This window comes from Oleiphilus sp. HI0132, from assembly GCF_001635845.1.
In genome coordinates this window covers 1-1,964 of record NZ_LWGJ01001367.1, presented here as the reverse complement: position 1 = coordinate 1,964, position 1,964 = coordinate 1, and the positions used below count along the sequence as shown (strand labels likewise).

Genomic DNA, 1,964 nt, shown 5'->3' with positions numbered 1-1,964 from the left:
TAAAAGCAGCTCAACGGAACGACTTGATGGAGATTATGGATGATCGACATGAAAGCAAATCCACTACGCTTATCAGCCAACTTCCAACAGAAGAGTGGTATCAATCAATCGGCGATAACACGCTGGCTGACGCCATCCTGGATCGACTAATGCACAACTCTCATCGCATTAAGATGAAGGGAGAATCAATGCGTAAAATCCGCTCAAAGTTGACGGATGGTGAACACTTAGGATAAAAAGACCAAGAACCCAATGCGCGAAAGATCAGGTGTTCACGATCGACCAGAATCCATGTTCACGTTCGGCGGAATATGCACAAGAAGCGTGTGAACGCTATGATGTAAGTTGTCATGCTTATGTCTTGATGACGAATCACACTCATCTTTTGTTGACACCTTCATGCACTGACGGTGTCTCTAAAGTGATGCAGTCACTTGGGCGGCGCTATGTACAATACATCAATAAGACATATCGGCGATGCGGTACATTGTGGGAGAGTCGTCATAAAGCAAGCTTGATCGATGCTGAAGGGTATTTGCTCAAGTGTTATCGGTATATAGAGCTAAACCCGGTTATGGCTAATATGGTCGAGCATCCGGCTGATTACCGATGGTCTAGCTATCGGTGTAATGCATATGGTGAAAGAAGTCCGTTAATTAGTGCGCATGAGGTATATGCTCAATTGGCACATGATACGCAGAGCCGTCTCGTTCGCTATCGAGAGTTATTTAACGTTGCGTTGTCGAAGGGCGTCATACATGAGATTCGTACTTCAGCCAGTTTCTCGATGCCTTTGGGGGATGATCGTTTTAAGGCACAAATCGAAGAAAATCTTAAGAGATCAATTGGCTATTCAAAGATAGGGCGACCTCTCAAGTGCGAATGATTACTAATTGTCACCGACCCCTTTTATACCTAATACAAAGATTGACAATGCTTGTATTTTTGCCTAGCATGAAATTTATAAATTTTTACTCTTGGAGGCCATTATGCATGTGTCCCTGACTGCCGAGCTAGAGTCTCGCGTTAAAGCCAAAGTTGAAAGTGGCTTATACAATAATGCCAGCGAAGTGATTCGTGAAGCATTGCGCTTTATGGATACGCACGAGGACTGGATCCACGAAGTGAAATTGGCTCGTTTACGCGAGCAACTGAAAGTTGGCACCGGCCAGATAGATAGCGGTGAAGGTATTTCTATTAAATCAAAATCCTCTTTAGATTCATTGTTCAATGATATTATGGCTTAAGTTTCATGCCAACACGCCACCTTGTTATAGCCCCTGCTGCGAAAACTGATTTAAAAAACATCTATCAGTACGGGTTGCGGCAATGGGGGAAAACCCAGTCTGATAGCTACCTTGAAAATATAAAAGAACACTTTTGGACTCTCACTGAACAAGCCATGATAGGAGTTGATCGCTCTGAACTTCTAGCTGGCACCAGAAGCCTACCTATTGAGAGCCATACCCTCTTTTACAGGGTTACAGGCGATACGGTGGAGATTATTCGTGTATTACATCGTCGCCAAGATCCTCAGCGGCACCTGACATAGTTCAATATTTAGCTGACAACGGGGTCAGACTCGATTGAAACCATCCTGTTGGAATCTAGCGCGAGCGTTGTGATATTCTTCCCTTAACTTAATTGATAAGGACATCACATGAAAATCCTACACCACGGAGCGGTGAATGGCGTAACGGGTTCGTGTCACGAGCTTCGCATTTCTGATAAAAACAGTTCTGAACAACAAGGTATTCTGATTGATTGCGGATTGTTTCAAGGGGCCGAGACCTCTGGGCAGTCGAGTGAAAGCCAGCTTGAAATCGACTTCCCAGTTTCTCATATAAAAGCGCTTGTCGTGACCCATGTTCATATCGATCATGTCGGGCGCATTCCTTATCTTCTCGCTGCTGACTGTAAGCAAATATCTAAACCTTCAAAGACTGAATACAAATCACCATATT

At 44.0% G+C, this 1,964-nt stretch carries 5 protein-coding genes; all 5 read left to right on the top strand.

All coding sequences use genetic code 11. The features are described from left to right. Positions 1–236, top strand: a 236-nt coding sequence (locus A3766_RS20995; RefSeq protein WP_197479659.1) for an ATP-binding protein, incomplete at its 5' end; no start/stop codon positions are given. After that, the gene (locus A3766_RS29200; protein ID WP_082907184.1) at positions 233–886 is read left to right on the top strand and encodes a transposase; all 654 of its coding nucleotides are present in this window, start codon (positions 233–235) and stop codon (positions 884–886) included. The genes A3766_RS20995 and A3766_RS29200, both read left to right, overlap by 4 nt. 103 nt (positions 887–989) lie before the next feature. Then, a complete protein-coding gene (locus A3766_RS20985; RefSeq protein ID WP_068553791.1) occupies positions 990–1,247 on the top strand; it encodes a type II toxin-antitoxin system ParD family antitoxin in 258 nt (85 codons plus the stop codon). Positions 1,248–1,252: 5 nt separating this feature from the next. Further along, positions 1,253–1,552, top strand: coding sequence for a type II toxin-antitoxin system RelE/ParE family toxin (locus tag A3766_RS20980; protein ID WP_068567266.1), 300 nt, complete (start codon positions 1,253–1,255; stop codon positions 1,550–1,552). 108 nt (positions 1,553–1,660) lie between these two features. After that, positions 1,661–1,964, top strand: a 304-nt coding sequence (locus tag A3766_RS20975) for an MBL fold metallo-hydrolase (protein ID WP_156509016.1), incomplete at its 3' end; no start/stop codon positions are given.